The organism is Microbispora sp. KK1-11 (genome assembly GCF_006874435.1).
In the GTDB taxonomy this organism is placed as follows: Bacteria; Actinomycetota; Actinomycetes; order Streptosporangiales; family Streptosporangiaceae; genus Microbispora; species Microbispora catharanthi.
The window spans coordinates 29170-53251 of the sequence record NZ_VIRJ01000013.1 but is presented as its reverse complement, the minus strand read 5'-3'; the positions used below and the strand labels follow the sequence as shown (position 1 = coordinate 53251).

Annotated in this window: 20 protein-coding genes; 9 read left to right on the top strand and 11 right to left on the bottom strand. The window is 72.9% G+C overall.

What is annotated here, in order from left to right:
• Nucleotides 1-103 precede the first annotated feature (103 nt).
• From FLW16_RS19790 to FLW16_RS19765, 6 genes are all read right to left on the bottom strand, one after another.
• A complete protein-coding gene (locus FLW16_RS19790) occupies nucleotides 104-1696 on the bottom strand; it encodes an ABC transporter permease (protein WP_142561587.1) in 1593 nt (530 codons plus the stop codon).
• Complete coding sequence (locus FLW16_RS19785) at nucleotides 1693-2589, bottom strand: ABC transporter ATP-binding protein (protein WP_142561586.1); 897 nt, start codon at nucleotides 2587-2589, stop codon at nucleotides 1693-1695. The genes FLW16_RS19790 and FLW16_RS19785 overlap by 4 nt, the downstream gene beginning before the upstream one ends.
• 8 nt (nucleotides 2590-2597) lie before the next feature.
• Nucleotides 2598-2975 (bottom strand): hypothetical protein, encoded by a 378-nt coding sequence (locus FLW16_RS19780; protein ID WP_142561585.1) that lies wholly within the window; start codon nucleotides 2973-2975, stop codon nucleotides 2598-2600.
• 100 nt (nucleotides 2976-3075) lie between these two features.
• The gene (locus FLW16_RS19775; RefSeq protein WP_221891170.1) at nucleotides 3076-4284 is read right to left on the bottom strand and encodes a sensor histidine kinase; all 1209 of its coding nucleotides are present in this window, start codon (nucleotides 4282-4284) and stop codon (nucleotides 3076-3078) included.
• Nucleotides 4285-4357: 73 nt separating this feature from the next.
• On the bottom strand, nucleotides 4358-5008 hold the full coding sequence (locus FLW16_RS19770) for a response regulator transcription factor (RefSeq protein WP_260615400.1): 651 nt from the start codon (nucleotides 5006-5008) through the stop codon (nucleotides 4358-4360).
• A 43-nt stretch (nucleotides 5009-5051) separates the two neighbouring features.
• On the bottom strand, nucleotides 5052-5801 hold the full coding sequence (locus FLW16_RS19765) for an acetoacetate decarboxylase family protein (protein WP_142561584.1): 750 nt from the start codon (nucleotides 5799-5801) through the stop codon (nucleotides 5052-5054).
• A gap of 160 nt (nucleotides 5802-5961) precedes the next feature.
• Between FLW16_RS19765 and FLW16_RS19760 the strand changes: the two genes are divergently transcribed.
• The 3 genes from FLW16_RS19760 to FLW16_RS43805 all read left to right on the top strand — a co-directional run bounded on the left by FLW16_RS19760 (nucleotide 5962) and on the right by FLW16_RS43805 (nucleotide 7836).
• Nucleotides 5962-6330 (top strand): YciI family protein, encoded by a 369-nt coding sequence (locus FLW16_RS19760; protein WP_142561583.1) that lies wholly within the window; start codon nucleotides 5962-5964, stop codon nucleotides 6328-6330.
• Nucleotides 6314-7555 (top strand): RNA polymerase sigma factor, encoded by a 1242-nt coding sequence (locus FLW16_RS19755; RefSeq protein ID WP_142561582.1) that lies wholly within the window; start codon nucleotides 6314-6316, stop codon nucleotides 7553-7555. The genes FLW16_RS19760 and FLW16_RS19755 overlap by 17 nt, the downstream gene beginning before the upstream one ends.
• Nucleotides 7556-7680: 125 nt before the next feature.
• Nucleotides 7681-7836, top strand: coding sequence for a hypothetical protein (locus FLW16_RS43805; RefSeq protein ID WP_185949502.1), 156 nt, complete (start codon nucleotides 7681-7683; stop codon nucleotides 7834-7836).
• Here the strand turns inward: FLW16_RS43805 and FLW16_RS19750 are convergent.
• The 4 genes from FLW16_RS19750 to FLW16_RS43800 form a co-directional block, all read right to left on the bottom strand.
• Nucleotides 7833-8996 (bottom strand): glycosyltransferase, encoded by a 1164-nt coding sequence (locus FLW16_RS19750; protein ID WP_142561581.1) that lies wholly within the window; start codon nucleotides 8994-8996, stop codon nucleotides 7833-7835. The genes FLW16_RS43805 and FLW16_RS19750 overlap by 4 nt on opposite strands.
• Nucleotides 8997-9063: 67 nt before the next feature.
• On the bottom strand, nucleotides 9064-11511 hold the full coding sequence (locus FLW16_RS19745) for an acyltransferase family protein (protein ID WP_142561580.1): 2448 nt from the start codon (nucleotides 11509-11511) through the stop codon (nucleotides 9064-9066).
• A 319-nt stretch (nucleotides 11512-11830) separates the two neighbouring features.
• Nucleotides 11831-13399, bottom strand: a complete 1569-nt coding sequence (locus tag FLW16_RS19740) for an LCP family protein (protein ID WP_185949501.1) — start codon at nucleotides 13397-13399, stop codon at nucleotides 11831-11833.
• 622 nt (nucleotides 13400-14021) lie between these two features.
• Nucleotides 14022-15527, bottom strand: coding sequence for a hypothetical protein (locus FLW16_RS43800; RefSeq protein ID WP_185949500.1), 1506 nt, complete (start codon nucleotides 15525-15527; stop codon nucleotides 14022-14024).
• 328 nt (nucleotides 15528-15855) lie between these two features.
• Between FLW16_RS43800 and FLW16_RS19730 the strand changes: the two genes are divergently transcribed.
• From FLW16_RS19730 to FLW16_RS19715, 4 genes are all read left to right on the top strand, one after another.
• Nucleotides 15856-17967: a glycosyltransferase family 39 protein gene (locus FLW16_RS19730; RefSeq protein WP_260615399.1), complete on the top strand. Its 2112-nt coding sequence runs from the start codon at nucleotides 15856-15858 to the stop codon at nucleotides 17965-17967.
• Between the two features lie 40 nt (nucleotides 17968-18007).
• Nucleotides 18008-18868: a permease-like cell division protein FtsX gene (locus FLW16_RS19725; RefSeq protein WP_142561578.1), complete on the top strand. Its 861-nt coding sequence runs from the start codon at nucleotides 18008-18010 to the stop codon at nucleotides 18866-18868.
• 123 nt (nucleotides 18869-18991) lie between these two features.
• On the top strand, nucleotides 18992-19924 hold the full coding sequence (locus FLW16_RS19720) for a glycosyltransferase family 2 protein (RefSeq protein WP_396686608.1): 933 nt from the start codon (nucleotides 18992-18994) through the stop codon (nucleotides 19922-19924).
• The gene (locus FLW16_RS19715) at nucleotides 19921-21003 is read left to right on the top strand and encodes a glycosyltransferase family 4 protein (protein WP_142561576.1); all 1083 of its coding nucleotides are present in this window, start codon (nucleotides 19921-19923) and stop codon (nucleotides 21001-21003) included. The genes FLW16_RS19720 and FLW16_RS19715 overlap by 4 nt, the downstream gene beginning before the upstream one ends.
• Here FLW16_RS19715 and FLW16_RS19710 read toward each other — a convergent pair.
• Nucleotides 20967-21920, bottom strand: coding sequence for a lysylphosphatidylglycerol synthase domain-containing protein (locus FLW16_RS19710; RefSeq protein ID WP_312847147.1), 954 nt, complete (start codon nucleotides 21918-21920; stop codon nucleotides 20967-20969). The genes FLW16_RS19715 and FLW16_RS19710 overlap by 37 nt on opposite strands.
• A gap of 160 nt (nucleotides 21921-22080) precedes the next feature.
• Here FLW16_RS19710 and FLW16_RS19705 point away from each other — a divergent pair, with 160 nt between their 5' ends.
• On the top strand, nucleotides 22081-22935 hold the full coding sequence (locus FLW16_RS19705; RefSeq protein WP_260615398.1) for a class I SAM-dependent methyltransferase: 855 nt from the start codon (nucleotides 22081-22083) through the stop codon (nucleotides 22933-22935).
• On the top strand, nucleotides 22932-23858 hold the full coding sequence (locus tag FLW16_RS19700) for a lysylphosphatidylglycerol synthase transmembrane domain-containing protein (RefSeq protein ID WP_142561575.1): 927 nt from the start codon (nucleotides 22932-22934) through the stop codon (nucleotides 23856-23858). The genes FLW16_RS19705 and FLW16_RS19700 overlap by 4 nt, the downstream gene beginning before the upstream one ends.
• The last annotated feature ends 224 nt before the right edge of the window (nucleotides 23859-24082 follow it).

Sequence of the window (24082 nt, the reverse complement as noted above, 5' to 3'; positions counted from 1 at the left end):
GCGATCGTCGCGTTGATCCACGGGGACCTGCAGCGGTTCCGGACCCTGACACGAGCCGCCGTCGCCCGTCTCGTGTGCGACGGCTGAGCGTGATCACGCCGCGTCAGCGGGCCGCGTGACGGGCGGTGCGGACCGCCAGGGCGGCGAAGAGCAGGGCCGCGGCGAGGCCGGCCACGGCGAGCGGGGACGGACCGGCGGTCAGCCCCTCCACACGGACCGCGCCCATGTAGTCGACGGCCGCCGTCCCGTTGACGGCGAGGTACCACAGGCCGAGGTAGACGACCTGGAAGACCCGGTGCGTACGGCAGGCCGCGCCGAGCGCCAGGGCGAGCGAGGGCACCAGGAGCGCGCCGCCCGCCCATGACCCCACTCCGGGCCAGTCGGCGGCGACCGCCATGCGGACGAGGGGTCCCACGCCCGTCACGGCCGTGAGGACGACCCCGGCCGCCCACTCCGCGAGCAGCCCGCGCCAGGGTGCGGGATAGGCGCCGAGCAGCCCCTCCACGCCGTACTCCACCCGCTGGGTTCCCAGCCGCGACCAGACCAGCACCGGCCATATCCAGGCGAACGGGAGCATGGTCGCGGGGTCCGGCGTGGCGAAGGCGGCCGCCGTCACCCCGGCGGCCACGAGCCACCACAAGCGCGAGACGCCCTGGAGGAGGATGCGCAGCTCACCGGAGAGAAGCCGCCGCAACGCCCGGCCCGGACGCGGCGCGACCCGGGGCGCGGTCCGGAGGGTCGTCAGGAAGGCCGGTCGCCTGCCCTCGGCGGTGACGCCCGGCTCGTACGGCGTGACGGCCGGGGCGGTGAGCCGGCGCGCCGGGTCGAACCGGGCGAACCAGAGGCACGGCAGCAGCGCCAGGACGACCGCCATTAGGACCACCAGGAGCCGCCCGCCGAGGAACGCGCCGGCGACGGAGAAACCGTCCCAGTGGAAGGTGCGCAGCGGCCTGGCGACGGAGGTCAGGCCGAGGCTGAACTCCCGGCCGTGCACGTCGACGCCTTGGGCGGCGAGGGCGGCGCGCATCGAGTCGGCGGCCCCCTGAGTAGCAGCGTGAACCCCGAGCCCGCCGAGAGGCGCCCTCCGCGACTGTCCGCCGATCAGGAGGACCAGGGAGACGACGAACCAGACCACGTTTCCCACGCCGCCCCGAAGCAGCGGCACGGTCTCGAACAGCACCGCGGCCGCGGCCGTCAGCGCCAGCGGGGGCAGTGTGATCGTCACGAAGGGCAGCAGGAGCGCGACCGGGTCCACGGCTCCGGACTCGCCGCGGGCGAGCTGCATGATGAGCGCGGTCACCGCGAGCACGCCGGCCATCGAGGCGAGCACCAGGAAGTCGCTGAGGAACTTTCCCAGCAGGTAGGCGGACGTGCGCAGTGGCGTGGCGGCGACGAGCTGGCCCACGCGGGTGCGCTCATCCCGGCCGATCGCGTCGCGTACCAGGTAGAACCCGCCCAGAGTGAGCCAGAGGGCACCGGCGAGCGCGGTCGCCGTCCCGACCCAGGCGCTGGTGTAGACGCCGCGGTAGCCTCCGACGTCGAGGATCACCCACCGGGAGTCCGCGGGCGGGACGGCCAGCCGGGCAAGGCCGACAGCCGCCAGCAGGATCACGGCGTACGCGGGCCGCCGGACCCGCTCCCGGAAGTCGGCGACGGCGAGCGCGATCGTCGCCCGCGCCGTGACACGTGCCGTCATCGGGCCGCCTCCCGGACGCCGCCGCCCACGACGGCGAGGTACAGGTCCTCCAGGTCGGGGGGCACCCGTACGGCGCCGGCGACCGGCGGCGTGTCCGACAGGAGCCGCAGGCGGACGCCGTCCACCGTGCGGATCACGCGGCTGACCGGGTGGCGCTCCCGCAGGGCGGCGGCCTCGGAGGGCCCGGCGACCGTCTCCCAGACGTGGCCGTCGACCTCAGCGAGCAGCGCCTCGGGGGTGCCGCGCCGCAACAGCCGTCCCGCGGTCACGACGGCGACGTCGGACGCGACGGACTCGATGTCGGACACGATGTGCGTGGACAGCAGGACCACCCGGTCCTCCGCCAGGTCGGCGAGCATGGCGCGGAACCGCACCCGCTCCTCGGGGTCGAGCCCCGCCGTCGGCTCGTCCACGATCAGCACCCTCGGGTCGGCCAGCAGGGCCTGGGCGATGCCGACCCGGCGCAGCATGCCGCCGGAGTATTTGCCGAGGGGCGTGCGGACCGCCTCCGTGAGGTTGACCAGTTCGAGCAGCTCGTCGATGCGCGCCCGTGCCGCACGCGCCGCCAGCCCCTTGAGCGCGGCGAGGTAGGAGAGGAACTCCCGCGCGGTCAGGTGCGGGTAGACGCCGAAGTCCTGCGGGAGGTAGCCGAGGACCCCGCGCAGCGCGTCGGGCCGGGACACCACGTCGGTCCCGTCGAACAGGACCCTGCCGCTGGTCGGCCGGGTGACCGTCGCGCAGATGCGCATCAGCGTCGACTTCCCCGCGCCGTTCGGGCCGAGCAGGGCGAGCAGTCCCGGGCCGCACCGCAGGGTGACGCCGTCGACCGCGCGCTTGCCGCCCTTGTAGGTCTTGGTGACGTCCACCAGTTCGAGGGCCGGAGTATCGATCATCTCGTTCCTCACCCGGGCAGCCCGCGCAGATCGGTCGTGCGTCCGTCGCGCAGCACCCTGACCTCGCGGGGCACCTCGACCCTGAACCGGGCCGAGCAGTCGGCCCACCCGGAGCATCCGGCGTTGAGATCGAGCGTGTTCCCGTCGAGGGTCTGGCTGGAATGGGGGTTGGTGCCGTGCACGTCGAACCACAGGGTGACCTTGATGTCCTTCCTGTCCGTCGCGACGAGGTCGGCCGGGGTGTCGTGTGCCCGTACGTTCAGCGTCCTGCCGCTGAACGAGAAGGTCTGGGACACCGGTGTGGCCTTCGACGCGTCCGCGCAGCCGCTCAGAACCGCCGCCGCGAGCACCGTCAAGGCACACCACACCGTCTTGCGCGTAGTCATCGGATCCTCCGGGGTGAAACCGTCCCGAGCAGGATCCGCTGTGGGCGGCCGGGCGGGCATCTGCCGTTCGGCAGATATCCGGGGCCCGATGACGCGCCGCTCAGCGGCCGGCGCGGCTCGTTCCCCGGGTGCCCACCGGAACGGGGAGGACGGCGCTGACTTGCCACCCCGCCGCCTGGCGCCCGGCGTTGAGCGCGCCCCCGAGCGCCCGCACCCGCTCGGCCAGGCCGATCAGGCCGGTGCCTCCGCCGTGCCGGTCGTCTCCCGCGAGGCCGTTCGGACGGGCGCCGCCGCCGTCGTCGGTGACCGACACCCGCAAGGCCGCACCGTCGACCGCGCCCTCGACGGGAGCGACCGCGACCATCACGCGGGTCGCGGAGGAGGCGTGCCGCCGCACGTTGGTCAGCGCCTCGAGCACGACGGCGTACGCCGTGCTCCCGATCTCGGGGGCCACCGGGAGGACGAGGTCGCCCGGCATGTCGAGCCTGGCCGGGATCCTTCCGGTGGCCGAGAAACGGCCGACGAGGTCGGGCAGGTCGGCCAGGCCGTAGACGCGGGTCGGCGGCGGCTCCTCCGCCGCCCGCTCGTCCGGGTCGCGCAGCGCGCTCACCATGCGGTCCATGGACGCCAGCGCGCGCAGCCCCGCCTCCTCGACGCGTGCGGCGAGCTCGCGCGCCTGCCGCGGATCGAGCTCGCCGAGCTGCGCCGCCTGCGCCTCCAGGACGATCCCTGTGACCTCGTGGGCGACGAAGTCATGCAGGTCGCGGGCCGTCTCCAGCCGCTGGGCCCGCCGCGCGTCCGCCACCGCGCGCACCCGACGGTCGTCCAGCGACCTGAGGTACAGCGCGACGGCGGCCACGGCGACCACGGCGATGAACGACAGGAGGCAGGCGATGACCGAGGCCTCCGCCGTCGGGCGGGGCATGCGCAGCGTCAGCCGCAACGGCAGCGCGACGGCCGCCGCGACCCCGAGCGCCGTCCCGATGAGCGCCGCCCGCCGCCCCGGCAGCCGCCGTACGACCCGTCCGAACAGGAGCAGCAGTGCCCCCGTCTCGACGGGCAGCCACAGCCCGGCGAACTGGTGCCGCCCCTGGTAGGCGAACGTGACCGCGTAGGAGACCAGCACGACGACGGTCGCCGCCGTGTCGAGGCCGATCCGCCGGTAGGGCCAGCGGGTCAGCGCGACGGCGACGGCCAGGGCGGCCGACAGGGCGACGACGAGCGCGTGCGGGGGAGCGAGGATCGCCGGCGCCGGCACCGTCACCACGACCACGGCGCACAGGAAGGCGCGCATCCGGGACCTCGTCATGCCACCGAGGGTACGCACGCGGCGGAGACCGTCACCGCGCCCTGTTCACCGCGCCGTGTTCACCGCGCCCTGTTCACCGCGCCCTGGCGTACCCCAGCTCCCAGGCGCGTACGGCGATGCCGACCCGGTTGCGCACGCCGAACTTGCGCTGGATGCTCGCCACGTGGGTCTTGACCGTGCCCGGCGAGATGAACAGCTCGGCGGCGATGTCGGCGTTGGTCTTCCCCTCGGCCACCTGGCCGGCGATCTCGATCTCGCGCTCGGTCAGCGGTTCCGGCGGCGGCGTGTGCCGGGGACCGTCGCCCGTGACGTGCTTCAGCAGCCGCACCGTGACCGAGGGACTGATCAGAGTGTCGCCGGCCACGGCGGCCCGGACCGCCTCGACCAGGAGCGCGGGGCCAGAGCGCTTGACCAGGAACCCGGACGCGCCGTGCCGCAGCGCCGGGTAGACGTACTCGTCCAGGTCGAAGGTCGTCACCACCACGACCTTCGTCGGCACCGATGCGCCGGGGCCGGCGAGAGCCCGGGTCACCTCGAGCCCGTCCATTCTGGGCATGCGGACGTCGACGAGAGCCACGTCCGGCTGGAAGCGCCGGGCCATCTCCACCGCGGCGACTCCGTCGGCGGCCTCGCAGACGACCTGGATGTCCGGCTGGCTCTCCAGGATGCGGCGCAGGCCCCGCCGCACCATCTCCTGGTCGTCGGCGATCAGGACACGAATCACCCGCCGATTCTTCCAGCCCCGCCGGGAGCGGCTCGCGGCGGCGTCACGCCCGTCCCGGCTCCTCGAACGTCATCGACACGTGCTCGGCCGCGGCCGACATCAGGGCCCGCCGGGGCAGGCCGAGCTCGCTCAGCTCCTTGGCGATCGGGTGGTTGCCGAGACGGATGAGCGCGCCGCCCGGCCGCCAGCGGATGCCCCGGGCCCGCACCGTCCAGGGGATGCGGCGGGTGACCCCGTCCAGATGGGCGTAGGCGTCCGGCACGGGCAGCGCCCCGCCGAGCAGCGGCGCGGGCGCCGCCGGGATGCCCGGCCTGATCAGCAGGTCGACGACCATCCGGCCGTCCCTGCGCAGCAGACACCGCTTGTACGGCGAGCCCAGCCGCAGATCCACGTCGGCCAGCTCCTTGGGGAAGCCCCAGATGGCCCGCCCGGCCTCCAGTGTGAACGCCTGGTCGACCGGCAGCCAGTGGACGAAGGCGCCCGACCCCGCCCCGCGCAGATCCTTCAGCCCGGCCAGCGGCCCGCGCCTCGGCGGGGGGCCCGCGTCGGCCGGCCGTACGAGGAAGGTGACCCCGAACTCGTTGTAGGAGCCCAGGTCGGAGTCGTGGTAACGCACGAACACCAGCGAGCACAGGGCCTTGCCCGGCAGGACCTCGGTGACGTCCATCCTGGAGTACGCGAGGACCGCGCGGGCGGCGTCGGCCCGCACCAGGTAGGCGGCGAGGCAGACCGAGGCGTCGCGGACCTCCACCGGCGTCTCGACCCTGCGACCCTGGACGACGTGGCTTGCCATGTTTCCAGTACAGCAAGCCCGGCGGCCGGGCGACAGCCGTACGGCGGCAAGGTTGTCCCACACCTGCTTTCCGGCGGATGTCGATATCCGGGGCGGCCGTTCGTGTAGAGGGTGGGAGGGCCCGCGCCGGGCGGGCCTGGCCGAGGAGGTGTACGAGACCATGAGGCACTATCTGCTCAGCATCCAGCAGCCCGACGGCGGGACGCCCCCGCCGGAGGTCCTGGAGCCGATCATGCGGGACCTGGCGGTCCTCAACGAGGAACTGCGCGCCGCGGGCGCGTGGGTCTTCTCCGGCGGGCTGCACGATCCGGGCACGGCGACCGTGGTGCGGGTGCGCGACGGGGAGGAGCTCGTCACCGACGGCCCGTACACCGAGGGCAAGGAGCACGTCGGCGGGCTGACGATCATCAAGGCGCCCGACCTCGACGCGGCGCTCGAGTGGGGTCGCAGGCTCGCCCGCGCGACCACGCTCCCGGTGGAGGTGCGCCCCTTCGCGGGCGTCGTGGAGGGCGATGACGACCGGCGGTAGGGACCCCGACGTCGAGCGGGTGTTCCGCGAGGAGTACGGCAGGGCCGTCGCGGTCCTGGTCCGCCACTTCGGCGACATCGACGTCGCCGAGGAGGCGGTCCAGGACGCGTTCGCCGAGGCGGTGCGGCGCTGGCCGCGCGACGGGACGCCGCCGAGCCCGGCCGGCTGGATCATCACGACCGCCCGCAACCGGGTGATCGACCGCCACCGGCGGGAGTCCCTGCGTGCGGACCGGCACGCGCGGGCGGCCCTGCTGCACGCCCCTGACGACGCTGACGACGAACCGGCCGAGGAGGGTCCCGTGCACGACGACCGGCTCCGCCTGATCTTCACCTGCTGCCATCCCGCGCTCGCCCCGGCCGCCCGGGTCGCGCTGACGCTGCGCCTGCTCGGCGGCCTCACCACGGCCGAGATCGCGCGGGCGTTCCTGGTCCCCGAGCCGACCATGGCCCAGCGGCTGGTCAGGGCCAAGGCCAAGATCCGCGATGCGGGGATCCCGTACCGCGTTCCGCGGGAGGCCGACCTGCCGGACCGCCTCAGGGCCGTGCTGGCCGTCGTCTACCTGATCTTCACCGAGGGGCACACGGCGAGCGCGGGCGACCGGCTGGCCCGCGACGACCTGTGCGCGGAGGCCGTCAGGCTCGGCCGCCTGCTGGCCGCGCTGATGCCAGACGAGCCGGAGGTGATGGGGCTGCTCGCGCTCATGCTGCTCGTCCACGCGCGGCGCGACGCCCGCACCACCCCGGCCGGCGACCTCGTGCCGCTGCCGGAGCAGGACCGCGACCGGTGGGACCGCGCGCTCGTCGCCGAGGGCCAGGACATCGTGCGCGCGTGCCTGCGGCGCGGCCGGCCCGGGCCCTACCAGATCCAGGCGGCGATCAACGCGGTCCACGCCGACGCGCCGATCGCCGCCGCCACCGACTGGAGGCAGATCCTGAGCCTGTACGACCACCTGCTCGCCCTCGCCCCGAACCCGGTCGTCGCGTTGAACCGGGCCGTCGCGGTGGCCGAGGTGGACGGGCCGGAGGCCGCGCTCGCCCTCCTGGACGATCTCCGTCTGGACGGCTACCACCTGTTCCACGCGGTCAGGGCCGACCTGCTGCGGCGGCTCGGCCGGGCCGGGGAGGCCGCGCGGGCGTACGAGGCGGCGATCGCCCGCACCAGGAACGCCTCCGAGCGGGCCTTCCTCGACCGCCGCCTGCGTCAGGTGCGGGAATCGAGGTAGAGCAGGACGGCCAGCACGCGGCGGTGGTCCTCCTCCGTGCCGGGCAGGCCGAGCTCGGCGGGGGTCCTCTCGCGGACTAAGCGGCGGTCGTCGACGGCGCCCAGAGCGACACGTCGGCCGTCTGGGTGTTCCTGCTCTTCGTGCTCGGCAACCTGGTCGGCACGCTGCTGCCCGGGCCGGCCCTGCTCCGCGCCCGCGTGGTGCCGATCTGGGCCGCCGCCGGGATCACGGCATGGCCGCCGCTGCACGTGATCGGGCTCGTGGCCGGCACGGGTCGCTAGACGTTCTGCCCCGACAGGTTGGTCAGGCGGCCGGCGGGAGAGCGGTCCGTCAGGGCGGCGACGGAGCTCGGAGCCTGGGCCCACCGCTCGAGCAGGGCGACGAACTCCCCGGCCACGGCGGGCCAGTGGTAGTGGTTCAGCGCCTCGACGTAACCCCGCGCGCCCATCGCGGCACGCCGTTCGGCGTCCTCGCGCAGGCGGAGCACGCACTGCACGACCGCGTCGGCAACCGCGCCGGCCTCGCCGAACGGGACGATCGTCCCGCAGTCGACCCGCCCGACCAGGGACGCCGCCCTCGGCAGCGGGGTCGTGACGACGGGGATGCCGCGGGCCATGTATTCGATGACCTTCGTGGGCGTCGATTCGCGATAGTTGGGCACGTCGTGCAGCAGGGACAGCCCGGCCAGGGCCCCTTCGGCCATCCGCAGCGCGTGGTTGTTGGGGACGTACCCGAACCAGTCGAGCAGCCCCGCGCGCTGCGCGTCGCGCAGCATCGGCCGCACCGCGGCGTCGGCTGGTCCGATGAGATCCAGGCGGATGCCGTACGGCCGGAGCCGCCGGGCGATCTCCACCATCTCGGCCGCGCCGCGCGCGAGGGAGATGTGGCCCACGTAGACGACCCGGTGGTCCCCCGGCGGCGCGGGCGGCGTCTGCGGCACGTACGTGTGGTTGGGCACCACGGGATGCGCGCCGGGGAAGCGCTCCCGGTAGGACTCCTCGGCGAGGATGAGGTGGAGGCGCCGCTCCGCCCGGCCCTCGACCGCGCGGATCAGCGGCGGCAGGACGCTCCGCACCGGCCCCGGCAGGTACGTCTTGGCGTTCAGCGCGCCGATCGTGTCCTCGTGCACGTCCCAGACCGTGGGCGGCCGTTTGCGCGGCAGCGCGAGCAGCAGCTCGATGTCGTGCACGAGCAGCAGGTCGGCGTCTCGCGCCGCCGTGCGCAGGGCGGAGGTGGCGGCCCGCAGCGCCTTGCCGCGGTGCAGCCCCACGGCCCTCGGCACGTCGACGGCCCGGATGCCCGGCCGCGGCGTCACGTTGCAGTGCGTGAACGGCGCGACGAAGGTGACCTCGTGCCCGGCGTCGAGCAGCGCCCGGATCTGCCGGTGGGTGATCCGGGCGTCCTCGGGGTGATGGACTGTCGTGCCGACGCATACCCTCATATGGGGAGGCTGACCGCACCGTCCGAAATGACCGGATGCGCCGGGTGAATGCCCCTCGAAATGCCGCTTAACTTCCGGTGCTCGCCGGCTGCGGCGTCCGCCCGCTCGGCCTCCGGTACAACCAGGTCAGCCGGGGCTCGAGCAGCCACTTGAACGCCGTACGGGTGATCGGCAGGCACAGCACGATGGCCAGCGCGAAGCAGGAGCACGCGATGGCCGCCACGCCGAGCGGGCCGTACAGCCAGGAGAAGCTGAGCCAGCCCATCTCCTTGGCGATCATCACCGGCACGCCGTGCAGCAGGTAGCAGTAGAGCGTGCGGGTGCCGAGGTCGGTGAACCAGGTCTGCCGCCGGGGGATCAGCGACATCACGGCCGCCGACATGGCCAGCGCGGCCACCAGCAGGCCTGTCCGCAGCAGCATGCCCTTCCACCAGACCAGGTGGAGGTCCTTGTAGCTGTCCTTGTAGTAGATCGGGCCGAGCTTGATCGAGTAGTTCTTCACCAGGAAGATCGCCACACCCGCGGCGCCCACCAGGACGACCGCCGACAGCACCATCACCCAGCGCTGCTTGAGGAAGTCGAAGACCTCCGGCTTGAGCACGAGGCCGAGGACGAAGAACGGCATCAGGCCGAAGAAGCGGTCCATGCTGAAGTCGCCGGACAACTCGGAGAACCCGGCGAACAGGTATACGGCGACCGAGATGACGAACGGGTACTTCATTCGCTTCCACACGGGTGTGGACAGTCGCCAGAACAGCAGCGCGAGCAGATACCAGTTCAACCAGGCGGGATCTGTGATCGTGATGCTGAACTTGTGTCCGAAGGCGGTGCGCAACAAGGCGTACCCCAGCTCGACGATCACGTACGGCACGAGGAACGTGTCGACCAGTTTGTTGGTCTTCGCGTTGGAGTTCCAGAAGTTCCTGGACAGGTAGCCGCTGATGATGACGAACAGCGGCATGTGGAAGACGTAGATGAACAGGTACGCCGCCCGCGAGGAGTCGGCCGCCAGCGTCGGGACCAGCGAGTGCCCGATCGGCACCAGGGCGATGCCGACGAACTTCACGTTGTCCAGGTAGGGGTCACGCGGCTTCTTGGCCCGGGGCGCGGGCTCCTGCTCGGGCTCCTCCTCCAGGCCGTCATGCTGCCCCGTACCCCTGGCGAACGGGTCGTCCGGCCGGACGGGCACCTCGGCCCAGGCGGGCAGCGGAGCGCGCAGCGGCCTGCCGAGCGGACCGGTCTGGCGGGGGTCGGTCGCGCCGCCGGGGCCTTCCTGGGAGCGCCGCCAGGGGTCCCACTGGGCGGGGTCGCCGGCCTCCTGGCCGGGCCACGCGGGAGCCGGCGCCTCCGGCGCGGGGCTGAAGGCCGCGTTCGGAGCGGCCCCGGAGAAGGCGTCCGGCAGGCCCCGCCCGCCGCGCGGGCCGTGGGTGGTCTCGGGGAACGGCGCGCCGCCGAAGGGGTCGTCCGGTGTGAAGGCGGGGCCGGCGCCGGACGGGGGAGTGTCGAGGAAGGGGTTCGCCGTCCTGCCGGCGGCCGCCGGCGGCTCCGGGAAGCCCGGGGGTTCGGAAAAGCCTGGAGGTTCGGGGAAGCCGGAGAATCGCGTCCCGAGCGGCTCCGGCCCGGCGCCGAAGGCGGGGGTGGGGAAGGCCGGTGACTCGCCGAAGGGAGGCGTGGGGACGTCGGAGCCGTCCTGCGGGCTGGGGGCGGACGACCGCCGGGTGGCGCCGGGGAAGGCGTCCGCGAGGTTGCGGGGACCGTGCTCGGGGAACGTCTGCGGCCACGCGGGGGCGTCGGCGTCGCTCGCGTTCACTGCGGGACGCTCTGCGCCCAGACGATCTTTGTCCTTACGATCCGGGCCCCGGCCGGCGGAGAAGTAGTCGAAGCCCTCCGGCTGCGGGGCGGACGCGGGCGGCATGCCCAGGCGGGAGGCGCCCGGCTGGCGCGGCTTCCGTACGGGCAGGGGCTGCTTCTCGTACGGCGAGGCGCCTGCGGGCGCGGAACCGGTCGGCGCGGCGCTGCTCGACGAGATACCGGGCGCCCCGGCGCTGCGCGGCTTGCGCACGGGCAGGGGCTGCTTCTCGTACGGCGAGGCGCCTGCGGACGCGGAACCGGTCGGCGCGGCGCTGCTGGGCGCGGCGCTGGGGCCCTCGGAGCTCCCCGCTTCGGCGGCCGCGCCTGCCGCGCTCCCCGAGCCTGTCGTGCTGCCCGGGGCCGTCTCGCCGTTCTCGTGGCGCCCGTGCGCCGGTGCGATCGCGCCCTCGTCGCCGGGAGCCGGAAGACTCCCCTCGTGGCGCCCGTGCTCGTGCCGCTCGTGGGGCTGGGAGCCGGGCCGGCCCGCGCCCTGCTCCGTCTCCGGACCGCCCGCGGTCTTCGGCTCCCGCCGCGGCAGACCGCCGTCCGGAGCGGGCCAGTCTCCGGTGATGCGGCCTATCACTCCGGTGGGAGCCTCTTCGGCATCGGGGTCGTTGCCTTGCGGAGATCCGGGAACCGGGGGGTGATGGCGGGTGTCACTCACGGGAGAAACGCTCAGCTATCTGTTGGAGGCTCGGGGGAACGGCCACGCCTGGCGTAGCGTCGCCGCGTCCTTTCGGACACTAGCGAAGGCGCCCCGGCGCATCAGCCCGAACGGGCGAACAGGGCGCGTTCGCCAGGTGTTCACCCTAACGTTCTTGGACGCTGATGTCGCCTCTGAGGCCGAACGTTACTCCTGTGACACTGTCGGTTCTGTTGTCAGACCGCCGGAGACGGGCCGGGCCGGGGCCCTCCGTCCTCATAGGACGGTTCGGGAGCCCCGGCCAGGTTGCGGGCAGGATGCGGGCAAAGTGTGCCGCGGGTCAGCTCGCGCAGATGTTGGTCTCGGAGGTCACCGCGTTGTCCCCGACCTGCAGGGGGACGCGCACGCCCTTCCAGTCAGCGCCGACGACGAGCTGGATGATCGGCCCGCGCACCTTGCCCTTGGGCGCGTCCGGCGGGGGCGAGGACGGCGTGAACGGCGTGACCGGGCCGCTCGCCGCCTTGCCGGTCTCCGGGCTGACAGGGTTGAGCAGCTTGCCGACCAGGATCTTCGAGTAGTTCCAGCCCTGACCGGTGTAGCGGACCATGGTCTTCGGCTGGTCGGTGCCGTCGGGCTTCCTGGCGTCGCCGACGCCGACGACGTTGAAGCCGAGACCGGTCAGCTCATCGGCGACCTCCTTGGCCCGCCCGGGGGTGTTGGTGCCGTTGAACACCTGCACCTTGACCTGCTGCGGCTTGGTGACCACTGGCCCGGTCGGCGAAGCGGCCGCGCTCGGGGCGGCGCTGGCGGTGGGGGTCACCTCGGTGTCGTTGGCGATGGCCCTGAAGAGGTTGCCCGCGGCCGGCTGCTTCCACTGCACGCGGTTCTTGTCGGCGACGTACGGCTCCCACGGCACGGTGGTGGCCTTGAAGCCCTTCGCCGAGAGCTTCTGCGCGCTCTGCGCGATCTTGATGAGCTCCTCGGTGTTGAGCGCGTCGTCCATCGTGACGGACTTGGCCGCGGCGGCGATGAAGTTCTGCAGCTTGCCGACGTCGGTGAGCAGGGCGCTGCTGGTCGCCTTCTTCACGACCTGTGAGATGAAGACCTGCTGGCGCTTGATGCGGGAGATGTCGCTGCCGTCGCCGAGGCCGTAACGCAGCCGCACGTAGCCGAGCGCCGCCTCGCCCTTCACGATCTGCTTGCCCGCAGGCAGCGTGAGCTTCGACTTCTTGTCGTTGACGGCCTGCGGCAGACAGATCTCGATGCCGCCCAGCGCGTTCACGATGTTCTTGAAGCCGGTGAAGTCCACCTTCACGTAGTGCTGGACGCGGATCCCGGTGAGGCTCTCGATGGTCCGGCGCGTGCAGATCATCCCGCCGTCGGAGAACGCGGAGTTGATCATCCCGAGGTGCGCCGGGATGAGCGTCCTGTTCCTGTTGTAACAGGCGGGGATCATCACCATGGAGTCGCGGGGGAAGCTGAGTAGTGTCGCCCCGTCGCGGTTGGGCGACACGTGCAGCAGCATGATCGTGTCGGTGCGCTCACCATCGTTGACCAGGTGCTGGCCGTACTTCTTGTTGTCTCCCGCGCGGGTGTCGGAGCCCACGAGCAGCACGTTGATCGCGCCGGTCTCGTTGACGGGGCGGTTCTTGTCGAGGTCGTCGGTCGACGCGCCTCTGTTGATCAGCCCGATCGTGCTCCGGTAGACCTTGTAGGCCGTCAGCGTGCCGATGACCAGCACGCACGTGAGCACGACGCTGATCCAGCCGCCGATCCCCAGCCCGGACCGGCCGCCGCCCCCGCTGCGCCGGCGGGGCGGCCTGCCGTCCGGAGGGAGGTCGCCGCCGCCTCCGGACGCGCGGCTGGGAGCGGTGGGGGGGCGCGCCGTAGCCGCTCTCCTCGTCGTCACCGCCGCGCCTGCGGCCGCGCCGCCGCGGCGGCTCCTCCTCATAGAGGGGTTCGGGCGGCCCGCTCGGCTCGGCGCGCCGCCCGCCTCGGCGGCGTCCCTCGTCGTACGTTTCCGGCGGGTAGTCGTCTCTGGGCGGTCGCTGCCCGCCTCGTCTCCCCGGCATCTCCGCGTAGCCCGCGGGGCGGTGGCCACCGGCATGTCGGCGTACCCGGCGGGCGCGGGAGCCCCTCTGCGGCCCCGGGGAGGCTCGAAGGCGCCGTCGTACGCGCCGTCTTCCCGGGGACCCCAGACCCTCTGGTCGGCCGGAGCCTGCGGAGGGCTGGAACGCGCGGCGACGCGCCTGCGCTCGCTCACCGCACGCCTGCCCGGCGAGCGGCGGCCGTACGGCACGGTGTGGCGGCCGGACGAGTGGGCGAGAGGCCGGAATGATTACTGGTTCGCTCGCACACTTGTCCTCCTTGCCTGGCGATCACATGTCGCGCTCCGAGGGTAGGTCACTGGAGCGTCTGCGGGCGCCGCGATTGGGGGGATCCGGGCCGCGATCATGCCGTGCCACGTCCCCCTGATCCAGGGGCAGAGCATACTAAACACCGACATTTTGGGTATGGGATTGAGTTTCCCTTTACCTGGATTTGATGTTTCGAGGGCCGTTTGGCCAGGTCAGCCGGTCATATCCGTCGGCGGAACCCCAGACGGACAGAGCGGCGGCCAGGCAGGCAAGGGGCACCACGGGCAGGACGTAGCGGTAATCGAACTGGGCCGTGGCGGGTGGGACGAGCAGCAGCGCCCAGGCCGTCGCCCAGGCGATGCCCCAATTCGAGGGGGTCCGGTTCGAGGGGGCCCGTCTCCCGGGCGGCCGTCGTGTCCGCGCCGACCGTGCCCGCACGGCCCAGACGGTCGGGGGCACCAGGAGGATCACCAGCAGCGCCGTCCCCGGCAGCCGTGCGACGTCCTGGTAGGCCCGCACCAGGCCGGCGAACGGCTCGGAGATGCGCAGCGTGAGGGACCCGTGATCGTAACGCTGCGCGAACTCCTTGCCCACCACGGCGGGGTTCCGCCCGGGCGGCGGCGGCACGGTGTCCGGAAACTCGTAGTACCCGTACGTCTCAGCGTCCGGATAGACGGGCCGCCCGAGCGTGAACGACCTGCCGAGCTCGGTCAGCGTGCTCCGGAGATAGTCGAGCGGCTGGCTGCGGATCGCGAGCGAGGCGAACCTCCCGGCCAGGGTGTCGGTCTCCTTGGTGAACGTGATGCCGGGCAGCCGGACCAGCGGAGATTCGGCGTTCCAGATGTACTCCTGGGACGCCGGCCGGGACGTGGGAGGCCGGGAGTCGCACAACACGGCGAGGTCGGCCGGCGGCTTCATTACCGAACAGTCGGCGAACGCCATCGTGCGGGCGTAGAGAAAGACGCCGTTCGAGCCGACCAGCCCGACGCGCTGGTAGGTCGCGTAGAACCAGCCCGCGTAACCCGCGACCGGCAGGAGCGCGGCCACCAGGAAGGGCACGGTGAGCCTGGCCGCCGCCCGCCCCGGGCGGCCCGCCCCGCTCGCGCCACGCACGCCGTACGCGAGCAGGACGAGCGCGAAGACGGCGATCAGCGGCAGCCCGACGGTCCTGGTCAGCGTGGCGGCGGCCAGCACGAGGCCGAGTGCGGCGGCCGAGCGCGGCGTCAGCGGGCGGCGCATCGCCAGGCACGCCGCTCCCACGACCAGGAACGTGAACAGCGAGTCGGAGACGAGCAGATGCTCCAGCTCGATCTGGTACGCGTCGAGCAGCACCGGGACGCAGGCCAGGACGGCCGCCCACGAAGGACCGCCGCGCCGCAGGACGGTCACGTAGACCATCACGCCCACGAGCAGCCCCAGCACGTGCTGCACGGTCACGACCAGGGCGAAGCTGTGGAACGCCTCCAGGAGCCTCAGGAACATCGAGTAGCCCGCCGGGCGGACGAGGTCGGGCCTCGGCCGCATGGCCGTCACGACGTACGTGTAGGAGTCGGGGAACCACAGCGCGGGCCGGTAGCCGAGGGCGGTGACCAGCCGCAGGAGCGCCCCCAGCCCGAAGACCACGAGGAACCACCGATGCCTGCGCGCCCACCCGGGGAGATCCGCACGCGCCCAGGCCACCGGATGAAACGGATCGCGAGGCGCCAGACGCCCACGGACCCGGTTCGCGAGCCGTCCCTCCCCAGGTGCCGGGGACGGCGGCTCGCCGGGCCGGGCGGGTCCCGGCCGTGCGTGCGGGTGACCGTCCCCCTCCGGCCAGGGCGCCGCGCCCGGGCTGTCCGACACCCTCATGTACCCCCCTGCCTGCCTCCCGGCGTACGCTACCGGCTCCTCACGACCCCTGTGCGGGGACCGCACGCGCCTGTGGACAACCGCGACGCGCGCAGCGGGCGGGCTCCCCGATGAAGGCGGGGCGCTGGGGTGGGCCGCTAGTCTCGGGTGCATTCCAGTGCACAGATCCGGCCGCTCACGTGGCCGCACACGGCTGCCGTCGGAGCAGGAGGCGGCGGGCAGGACGCTCGCGGCCGTCTCCGTCGTGCCCGCGCTCGCGCTGAGCGGCTGGCTGCTCGCCGGGCTGCCGCTGCTGCTGCTCGGGTGGTTCCGGCCGCTGCCCATGGCGCTGCTCGGCGGCGCCGCCGCCCTCCTGCTGTGCGCGGCGGGCCTGCGCCGCCTGCCCGCGACCGTCACACCGCACCGCTGGGCGACGGCGGCCACACTCGCCGTGGCACTCGGTTCGGGAGTGTTCAACGGGCTCCTGCACGGCGAGCAGCTGATCGTCCGGCGTGACCCGTCGACCTACGCGCAGTACGCCGTCTGGCTCGCCCGGCACGGGTCGCTGCCGATCCCGGTGGGGGACTTCGGCGGTCCCGACCCCGCGCTCCGCTTCGACAGCATGGGCGTCTACATGACCGGCGGCGGGATCGTCCCCCAGTTCATGGCCGGGCCGCCGATGACCTACGCGATCGGCCACTGGCTGGGCGGCGTCCCGGGCCTGCTGCTCGTGCCGCCCGTGCTGGGCGCGCTCGCGGTGCTCACCGTCGCAGGGACCGCCGCGCGGCTCGCGGGCGCGCGCTGGGCGCCCCTGGCCGCCCTCGTGTTCGCGGTCAGCCTGCCGATCCTCTACACGTCGCGGACGACGTTCAGCGAGATCCCTTCGCTGATCCTGCTGTTCGGCGCGATGAACCTGCTGCTCGACGCCCGGGCCCGGCTCAGGGCGGCACTGCCCGGCGCGGGCTTCCCGTCCGCCGCGCTCGCGGGGCTGTCGTTCGGGCTGGCGCTGCTGGTGCGCATCGACGGCCTGCGCGACGTGCTGCCCGTGCTGGCATTCTCCGGGGCGCTCATTGCGCTCCGGCGGATCCCCCGCGCGAGGCCCTTCCCCGAGGGGCGGCTGGGCGTTCCTCTGCTGACCGGACTGGTCGTGGGCGGCCTGTGGGGGTTCGCCGGCGGCTACGTCCTCGCCCGGCCATACCTGGAGTATCTGTCGGGCTCACTCATGCCCCTGCTCGCGATCTGCGCGCTCGTCGTGGCGCTCACGGTCGCCGGCACGGCTCTCGCGCCCTGGATCGCCGTCCGCGCGCGCCGGCTCCTCACGGGAGCCGGGTGGCTGCCGAACGCCGCCGCGGCCCTGGTCGTGCTGGTCATGGCGGGCTTCGCCGTACGGCCCTGGGTGCAGACCGTGCGTCGCTACGCGGTCACGCCCGAGGACAGGCTCACGGCCGACTTCATCGAGAAGACGCAGGTCGCGAACGGCCTTGCCAAGGACATGTCCCGGCTGTACTACGAGCACTCCCTCGACTGGGTCTTCTGGTACGTCGGGATCCCCGCCGTCGTGCTGGCGACCGTGGCGGCGGCCGTGCTCGCCCGCCGCCTGGCCAGGGGCGGGGAGTTCGGGTGGCTGCTGCCGCTGGCCGTGATCGGGTGGACGACGGTGACGACGCTCTGGCGCCCCGCGATCACCCCCGACCACCCCTTCGCCTCCCGCAGGCTGGTGCCGATCGTCATCCCCGGGCTGGTGCTGCTCGCCGTCTGGGGGCTGCGGTGGCTCTCGCGGCGTCTCGCGCGTACGCGCTGGTTCGCCGCCCGCCGGGGACGCTCGCGGGCCGCCGTCGCGGCGGGGGCGCTGCTGCTGGCGGTCCCGCCCGCGATCACCTCGATCGGCACCGCGTTCACGCCGGTCAACAGGGGAGAGGCCGCGGCGGTGGCGGGCCTGTGCCGGGCGATCCCGGCGAACGCCGCCGTGCTCATCGCCGAACGCGTCACGGGCGACCGGCTCACGCAGGTCGTCCGCGGCCAGTGCGGGCTGCCGACGGCCCGGGTGGTGAACCCCCCGCGCCGCGACGTGCCGCGCCGGGCCGACGTCCTGCGTCTGGTCGAGGCCGTCCGGCGCACCGGCCGCGTGCCCGTGCTGCTCGCCGCCGAGCCCGAGCAGCTCATGGCGTACGGCCCGGCGACCCGGGTGATGAGCCTGCACACCCGGCAGGACGAACGCTCGCTGGTGGACCCGCCCAACGGCACCTGGTCGCTCAACATCGACGTCTGGATGGCCGAACCCACGCGATAAATCTAGGGTTCGGCGTGTGAATTCTCCTGCGATGGAGGAATTGTCCTTCGGCGACGATCGGCAGGAGCCGGAATCCGGGAGGGGCCCTCTCCGGAAATCGCTGGTCATCGGCGGGCTGGTGGTCGTGCTCCTCGCCGGACTCGGGGTCGCCGCGTGGCCGTTCTACGAGCACTCCCGCTGGCCGCTGCCCCCGCCCGTAACCTCCGCCCCGCCCACCGGGAGGATGTCGGTCTTCCTGTGCGCGGACGGTTCGGACGAGTACGCGCCGAACTGCCTGTACGGCGCCGCTACCGCCGATGACAGGCGGAAGATCGAGGCCGTGCTCAGGTCGCTCCCGGAGCTTCGCGGTCTCTCCTTCGAGACGAAGGAACAGGCGTACGAGAAATTCCGGAAGAGTGCCCGTGATGACCCGGCGGGCCTGGAGTTCGTGCGGAAAACGAGAGCCGACGAGATGCTCGACTCCTACCAAGGCGCCCTCGGTCCCGGGGACTGGGAGGCGATCCGGCTCCGCATCGACGACTTGCGAGGCGTCTTGGCCACAGGGATCTACGGCGACAGCCTCTGGAGAGGGGTCGCCGACATCGGGATCGCGCTCTGTCCGGAGATCGGCAGCGACTTTCCACGGTGCCTGGGACGAGAAAGGGTCTCAGAAGAGGAAAAGGCGGCCGTGCTCGACCGCATCAGGGACCTCGACGGGGTCAAGGCCGTCTACTTCGAGGACGCCGCCCACGCGCGCGTGAACAGGCGGCGGATCTACTGGGAGGCGGACGCGAAGGACCTCGACCCGCGCACTCTGCCCGAGGCGTTCTACGTCGCGTTCGACCGTCCACCGGCTAAGGCCGAGATGGAGAAGATCTTCGGCCGGGTGCCCGGCGTCGCCCAGGTGGTGTCGGTCTCGTGACCCTTCCCGGGGCTGCCAGGTGACTCCTCCCGCCGCCCGTGGACGCGGCCCGCGCGGTCCGGTGAGGTGAGGAGAAGTCGAAGTGAGACCGCGATTTGGCGGGGCAGAGTACCCTAGCCGGACGTGACCTCGCCCGAGACCTCTGGAAGCGCCGTGACTCCCGCTGAAACCCCGTACGTCACGATAGTCCTGCCGTGTTACAACGAGCAGGACCACGTCATCGACGAGGTCGAGCGCATCTGCGCGGCCATGGACGCCAGCGGGTACACCTACGAACTGCTGGCCGTGGACGACTGCTCCACCGACGAGACGCTCGCGCGCCTGCAGGAGGCCGCGCCGCGCTTCCCGCACATGCGGATCAGGGCGTTCCACCGCAACGGCGGTTCGGGCACCGTACGCAGGATCGGCAGCCAGGAGGCCCGCGGCGAGATCGTCGTGTGGACCGACGCCGACATGAGCTACCCGAACGAGCGCATCCCCGAGCTGGTCCAGATCCTGGAGAAGGACCAGACGATCGACCAGGTCGTGGGCGCGCGCACCACCGAGGAGGGCTCGCACAAGGTCCTGCGGGTGCCGGCGAAGTGGTTCATCCGCAAGGTGGCGGAGCGGCTGGCCGGGCAGAAGATCCCCGACCTCAACTCCGGCCTGCGGGCCTTCCGCAAGTCGGTCGCCAAGCCGTACCTGCGGCTGCTGCCCCCCGGCTTCTCCTGCGTCACGACGATCACGCTGGCGTTCATGTCGAACCAGCACGACGTCTACTACCTGCCGATCGAGTACTCCAAGCGGGCCGGGAAGTCGAAGTTCAACTTCGTCTCCGACGCCTACCGCTACATCCTGCAGGTGCTGCGGATGGTCATGTACTTCAACCCGCTCAAGGTGCTCATGCCGCCCGCGCTCTGGCTGGTCGGCATCGGTTTCGTCAAGGGCCTGTACGACGTGATCCGCTACGGCTTCTACCTCACCAGCAACGCCATCGTGATCTTCATATCCGGCATGCTGATCGGGGCCGTGGCCCTGCTGGCCGACCTGATCGTGCGATCCAGAGGTGATGTGTGAGGATCGCGATCGTCGGCCCGACGTATCCGTACAAGGGCGGCGGGGCGCAGCACACGACCGAGCTGGCCCACCGGCTGCGGGCGCGGGGCCACGACGTGGTCATCGAGTCGTGGCGGGCGCAGTATCCCTCGTTCCTGTACCCCGGGCAGCAGACGATCGACAGCCCCGAGGGCGAGCCCTACCCGGACACCCGCCGCGACCTCGACTGGCGGCGGCCGGACGGCTGGGTGGCCTGCGGGCGGCGGCTGCGCGGGGCCGACCTCGTCGTGCTCGCCGTGCTCAGCCCGGTGCAGGTGCCCGCGTACCTCGGCATCCTGTACGGCATGCGCCGTGAGGCGCGTGTGGTGGCACTGTGCCACAACGTGCTGCCGCACGAGACCAAGCCGTACGACAGGCCGCTGATGAAGGCGCTGCTGCGCCGGGTGGACGGTGTGCTCGCCCATTCGGAGCAGCAGGCGGACCTCGCCCGCGCGCTCACCGATGCGCCGGTGCGGGTGGCCGCCCTCGCGCCGCACCTGCCCGTGCGCGGCGCGCGGGAGACGGCGGACCGGGGGCCCCTGGGCAGGTTGCTGTTCTTCGGCATCGTCCGGCCCTACAAGGGGCTCGACCTGCTGCTTGAGGCGCTCGCGCAGGTGCCCGACGTACGGCTGACGGTCGCGGGCGAGTTCTGGGGCGGCCTGGAGGACACCCACGCCCTGATCACCCGGCTCGGCCTGGCCGATCGGGTGGAGATCCGGCCGGGATACGTGGCGGCCGAGGACGTGCCCGGGCTGTTCGCCGGGGCCGACGCGCTGGTGCTGCCCTACCGGTCGGCGACCGCGAGCCAGAACGTGTGGCTCGGTCACGAGCACGGCGTGCCGGTGATCGCCACCCGGGTCGGGGCGCTGCCCGACAACGTACGCGACGACGTGGACGGCCTCCTGGTGGAGCCGGGCTCGGCCGGCGCGCTGGCGGAGGCGATCAAGCGGTTCTACGAGCCGGGGACGCCGGAGCGGCTGCGGGCGGGCGTCGCGCCCGTCGATCCCGAGCCGCACTGGGCCGTCTACGTGGACACGTTGCTGGCCGCGTCGGTGAGCTGACCGGCCGGAGCGGTGCGGCCACGGGCGAGCAGGAAGCCGAGCCCGGCCCAGGCGGCGTCGGCGACGGTGAACATCACGCGGGACACCACGGCGATGGCCAGCGCCCTCGGCGTGTCGAGCACCGGCGCCAGCGCCACGACCATCGCGCCCTCCCGCACGCCGATCCCGGCGGGGACCACGACCGTGAGGATGCCGGTGGCCCAGGCCAGCGCGTACGCCCCGGCCGCGACGGCGTACAGGGACGGGCCCGCCGGGCGCACGCCGCCGACGAGGACCCACAGGTGAACGCCGTACACCAGCCAGCCGGCCATCGTCCAGGCGGCGGCCTTGGCCATCTCCGCGCCGCTGAGCACCCGGTCGAGCGGCTCCTTGCGTGCGACGCGCAGGGCGAGGTTGAGCCCCCAGGTCATCACCCGTGGGTGAAGGCCGACGAGGATGATCGGTACCAGCGCGAGCAGCCACCACGCCTGCCGCGCGATCTGTTGCGACAGCGTGGCCGCGGCGAGGGCGAGAGCGCAGCCCAGGGAGGTCACCAGACCGAGAGCGGTGGCGCTGAACGTCCGCCGCGGCGGCGCGCCGTGGTCGCGGGCCAGCTCGATCATCGCGGCGAACGCCCAGACCGAGCCGGGGATGTACTTGCCGAGCTGGCCGACGAACAGCACCCGCGCGGCCACGCGCAGCGGCAGGGGCGAGCCGAGCCCGGCGAGGATGTCGCGCCAGGCGACCAGCATGAACCCCAGTCCGGCGAGCACGGCCAGGAACGAGGTCCCGAGCGACCACCACGACAGCCGTGACAGGGCGGCCGAGGTCTCCGTCCAGTTCCGGGCCAGGCCGTACGTCAGGAAGGCGAGCGCGACCAGGGCCAGCAGCACCCGCAGCAGCGGGCTGGAGCGCAGACGGTTCAGCAGGCGCGGCACGCGCCCCAGAGTAAAGCGTGAAGCTACTGATCGGTAGGTCCGCCGCGCGGGTTATCCACAGGGTCGGCTGATCGGGAGACGGGGGCGGGGCGGGCACGGGTACTGTTGGGCAGCGTGAAGACGAGGGTGAGCGGAGGACGAGGGTGAGCGGAGGACGAGGGTGAGCGCGGAACGCGCGGCCCAGCTCGAATACTCCGAGTTCCAGGCCGCGATGCTCGACGAGGACAAGCGCAGGCGCAAGGCCGCGAAGATCATCGCCGTGCTCGCGCACTTCCTGGGCAGGGACGCGGCCAAGCCCGGTGAGGTGCTGTCGGGGCTGACGGTCGGCGACGTCGGGTGCTCGGCCGGGTTCATCGCGGACGAGCTCGCCGCCGCGGGCGCGCGCCACACGCTCGGGCTCGACATCGACGTCCCGGGCCTGCGCAAGGCGTCCGACCGCTTCGGCGGGCGGGTCGGGTTCGTCTGCGCCGACGGCTCCCGCCTGCCGTTCCCCGACGGCTCGGTCGACGTGCTGGTCTTCAACCACATCTACGAGCACGTGGTGGACCCGGACGCCGTGATCGCCGACATGCACCGGGTGCTGTCCGACGACGGCGTGCTCTACCTGGGGCTGGGCAACAGGCTCGGGGTCATCGAGCCGCACTACAAGCTGCCCTTCCTGTCCTACCTGCCGCCCGCCGCGGCCGACCGGTACGTGCGGGCGTTCGGCCGGGCCGACCACTACTACGAGCGCTTCCGCACCCGGCCGGGGCTGCGGCGGATGCTGGCGGACTTCCACGTGTGGGACTACACGTTCCCGGTGCTGGCCGCGCCCGAGCGGTTCGCCGGGGGCGAGCTGTTCCCCGGCGCGGCGGGCCGCGCCGCCAAGGCCACGCTGGAGCGGACCCCGCGCCCGGCCCTGCGGGCGCTGCTGCCGGTCGTCCCTACCTACCTGTGGGTCGCCACCAAGACGCCCCGCCGTCCCCTCGGCGCGCCGCTCCCGCAGCCGCCCGAGCCGGTCCGTACGGCCCGATGAGCCGGCGCAAGGCCGTTCGCGCGCTGTTCCTGCTTGTGGCGCTGGGGTTCGGCGTCTGGGCGGTGGCGAGCCAGTGGACCGCCGTGACGGACGGGTTCGCCCGCCTGTCGTGGGCCGAGCTCGCCGGCTCCCTGGTGGCGGTGCTCGGCGCGCTGCTGTCGGGGATGCTCATGTGGCGGGCGCTGCTGACCGACCTGGGTTCCCCGCTGGCGTTCACCGACGCGTCCAAGATCTTCTTCGTGGGCCAGCTCGGCAAGTACATCCCCGGCTCTGTGTGGCCGATGCTCGCGCAGATGGAGATGGGCCGCGACCACGGCATCCCCCGGCCGCGCAGCGCCGCCGCCTTCTTCCTGACCTATCCGATCTACCTCGGCACCGGCCTGCTGGTCGCCGTCGTCACGCTGCCGGTGCTCGCCGGGCAGTCGGTCGTGAGATACGCCTGGCTGCTGCTGCTCGTGCCCGTGGTCGCCGCCGCCCTGCATCCGAAGGTGGTCAACGGCGTCATCGCGTTCGGGCTGCGCATACTGCGCCGCCCGCCGCTCGAACGGCCGCTCACCCGGCGCGGCGTGCTCGTCGCGTGCGGCTGGGCCCTGGTGGGCTGGGCGGCCTACGGCGTGCACCTGGCGCTGATCGTGCACGGCCTCGGGGCGAGCGGGCCCTCGGCCGTGATCCTCAGCTTCGGCGCGTTCGCGCTCGCCTGGTGCCTGGGGTTCGTGTTCGTGATCGCCCCGGCGGGCGCGGGCGTGCGGGAGGTCGCGATGGTGGCCGCGCTCGCCCCTGTGCTCGACCGGCCCGCCGCCATCGCCGCCGCGCTGTGCTCCCGGCTCATCGTGTCCGTCGGCGATCTGGTGTGCGCCGGCGTCGCCGGTCTGGCCTCCCGGCGCGCGGTCCGTACGCGGGAGGAACCCGTAGCACGGGCCTGAATCCGTGGAATCGGCCCGGGTCGCCCACCCTGAGAGGTGATCCTCACGTGATATCGCTCACGTTTCGGGGGACGTCGGAAATAGAGTGACAGGGAGGGATGCGGGGGAAGGCGTCAGTTCGTGGCGCGGGGCCCCTGGCCCCTGCCGGAACACCGCCGGAACCAGCGGGACCGCGCGGGCGGGGAGCGATCCTCCCGGCCGTGTGCGGGCCCAGTGAGGGGAGC

Coding starts and splice junctions, on each gene's coding strand:
- FLW16_RS19790 (WP_142561587.1), bottom strand. CDS start 1,696: ATGACGGCACGTGTCACGGCGCGGGCGACGATCGCGCTCGCCGTCGCC.
- FLW16_RS19755 (WP_142561582.1), top strand. CDS start 6,314: ATGACGACCGGCGGTAGGGACCCCGACGTCGAGCGGGTGTTCCGCGAG.
- FLW16_RS19760 (WP_142561583.1), top strand. CDS start 5,962: ATGAGGCACTATCTGCTCAGCATCCAGCAGCCCGACGGCGGGACGCCC.
- FLW16_RS19700 (WP_142561575.1), top strand. CDS start 22,932: ATGAGCCGGCGCAAGGCCGTTCGCGCGCTGTTCCTGCTTGTGGCGCTG.
- FLW16_RS19750 (WP_142561581.1), bottom strand. CDS start 8,996: ATGAGGGTATGCGTCGGCACGACAGTCCATCACCCCGAGGACGCCCGG.
- FLW16_RS19775 (WP_221891170.1), bottom strand. CDS start 4,284: ATGACGAGGTCCCGGATGCGCGCCTTCCTGTGCGCCGTGGTCGTGGTG.
- FLW16_RS19780 (WP_142561585.1), bottom strand. CDS start 2,975: ATGACTACGCGCAAGACGGTGTGGTGTGCCTTGACGGTGCTCGCGGCG.
- FLW16_RS19765 (WP_142561584.1), bottom strand. CDS start 5,801: ATGGCAAGCCACGTCGTCCAGGGTCGCAGGGTCGAGACGCCGGTGGAG.
- FLW16_RS19785 (WP_142561586.1), bottom strand. CDS start 2,589: ATGATCGATACTCCGGCCCTCGAACTGGTGGACGTCACCAAGACCTAC.